Below are 1,929 nucleotides of genomic sequence, written 5' to 3'. Positions count from 1 at the left end.
CACTTGTTCAGGTTCTTGTGCCAAACTTTGGCCTCCTCTACTGAGCAAAGCTCCCGTGACCAGCCATGTGAAAGGTGTCTCGGGCACCTTCGATGCGGTCAAAGGGGCTAATGGTCTGCAGGTAGATTACAACGGCCACCCCCTCTATTTTTACGCCCCTGACAGCAAAGCAGGTGAAGCGCTAGGGAACGGACTATTTGGGGGAACGTGGTGGGCCGCTACCCCCCACTTGGCGCCTGTACCGATCGCCATATCAACAAGTAGCAAGGCAGTGCCGAAACCTCATAGTGGCTGGTAACGTCGGATACTGACTGGGACATCTCAGGACATGCCTTATACGGAGGCATCTGCTGCGAAGATAGTTCCCCGTGGGGGGAAGCCTAATGCGTAAGGTCCACTTACAATCGACGATCACCTGTCCAGTTTGCGGACATAGCGAGACGGAAACCATGCCGGTGGATTCCTGCCAGTATTTCTACGAGTGCAAAGGCTGCGCTGCCCTGCTTACGCCCAAGCCCGGCGATTGCTGCGTGTACTGCTCCTATGGCAGCGTGCCTTGTCCACCCATACAGGAAACAGGTAGATCTTCTGCGCATGGGTGTTGTGATGTTGGGAATGAGCATACCGGCCGGTGAATGGCTTGCTGCCTGAATATCAATGGTTTTTTGATTGTCGCTCATTCCCGTTTCCCAGCTAACGCATCATATCGCGCATCATGGCGGGCATACCGTCTTTCACAAATCGCGTGATTTCCCGCGCATGTTCATGAATTACGCGAACCATCTCCGGATCATTTGACGTTTCGGTAACCGCTACCCCATCCTTTAACAACTCCAAGTTGCGGTGGTACCAAGTCGGGTGCGCAAACAACACCGGCACACTGCGACTCATCGGGTACGGGAATGGCTTGTCCTCGGCCAACCGTGCATACATTTGTGACACATGCGCCTGCAGCAACGCCACAGTTTCTGGGTGCGCCGAGAGGGATACCGCATGGATACCATCGGGTAAAAAGGTGACTTTACGATGCACTTGGGCATGACGCGCAAATAGCTCCATGCCGGTTTGCATCGGCCCTCGATTTTCTGGCGACATCATCGATTCCATGTCTTGTTGGCTGGGGTTTCCCGAGCGCATACCCATACCATTGCCCATGCCCCCCATCATCATCCCCATACCGGATGCTTGCGCGGAGTCCAACCGCACGTATCCAACGAGGGCAAGTGCAGAGAATATCGATTTCAGCAATTGTCTTCTATTCATGTCATACTCCTTGCAAAACTACCGTAATCCTAATCGCCGGCGCTGCCAGAGCGCATACAACGCCGGAATCACCAATAACGCCAAAAGCGTTGCACTAAACATGCCGCCAATCATCGGCGCGGCAATCCGTTTCATCATGTCGGCACCTGTACCATGGCTCAGCATAATGGGTAACAGCCCAACGACGACCAAAGTAAAGGTCATCGCCAGCGGCCGCAGGCGTAACATGGTGCCTTCCATAATCGCCAGTTGCAGGTCATGCCAGGTATTCAACGCATTTCCCATCTGGTGCTTATACAACGCCTGATCCAGATACAGCAGCATCACGACACCGAACTCCACCGCCACACCGGCCAGCGCGATAAATCCAACTGCGACTGCCACCGATAATTTGTAGTGCAGCGCATAGACCAACCAGAGCCCTCCTACCAACGCAAAAGGTAATGTCACCAAAATAATGGCTACCTCTGCCCAGTTGCGAAAATTGAGATAGAGGAGCAGCGCAATCACGAGTAGTACGGCGGGAATCACAAACAACAACCGTTGCTCAGCCCTTTGCATGCTACGATATTCCCCGACCCAGGAAAGCGTGTAGCCGGCGGGAAGCTGCACCTGAGAAGCAATTGCCCGCTGTGCGCGACGCACATAGCCACCAATACTCGTTCC

The 1,929-nt window shown here is 54.0% G+C and carries 3 protein-coding genes and 1 pseudogene; 2 read left to right on the top strand and 2 right to left on the bottom strand.

Annotation, left to right across the window (positions count from 1 at the left end; all coding sequences use genetic code 11):
* Positions 1-298: pseudogene (locus tag AB4090_RS14975) on the top strand (hypothetical protein); the annotation flags it as partial.
* Between the two features lie 85 nt (positions 299-383).
* A complete protein-coding gene (locus AB4090_RS14970) occupies positions 384-635 on the top strand; it encodes a GDCCVxC domain-containing (seleno)protein (protein WP_369574677.1) in 252 nt (83 codons plus the stop codon).
* A gap of 58 nt (positions 636-693) precedes the next feature.
* Here AB4090_RS14970 and AB4090_RS14965 read toward each other — a convergent pair whose 3' ends face one another.
* A complete protein-coding gene (locus AB4090_RS14965; RefSeq protein WP_369574676.1) occupies positions 694-1,263 on the bottom strand; it encodes a hypothetical protein in 570 nt (189 codons plus the stop codon).
* 18 nt (positions 1,264-1,281) lie between these two features.
* Positions 1,282-1,929: efflux RND transporter permease subunit (locus tag AB4090_RS14960; RefSeq protein WP_369574675.1), on the bottom strand; the 648-nt coding region annotated here is incomplete at its 5' end.

It is taken from the genome of Acidithiobacillus sp. IBUN Pt1247-S3, from assembly GCF_041146875.1.
Lineage (GTDB): Bacteria > Pseudomonadota > Gammaproteobacteria > Acidithiobacillales > Acidithiobacillaceae > Igneacidithiobacillus.
This window is presented reverse-complemented; position numbering and strand designations above follow the sequence as displayed.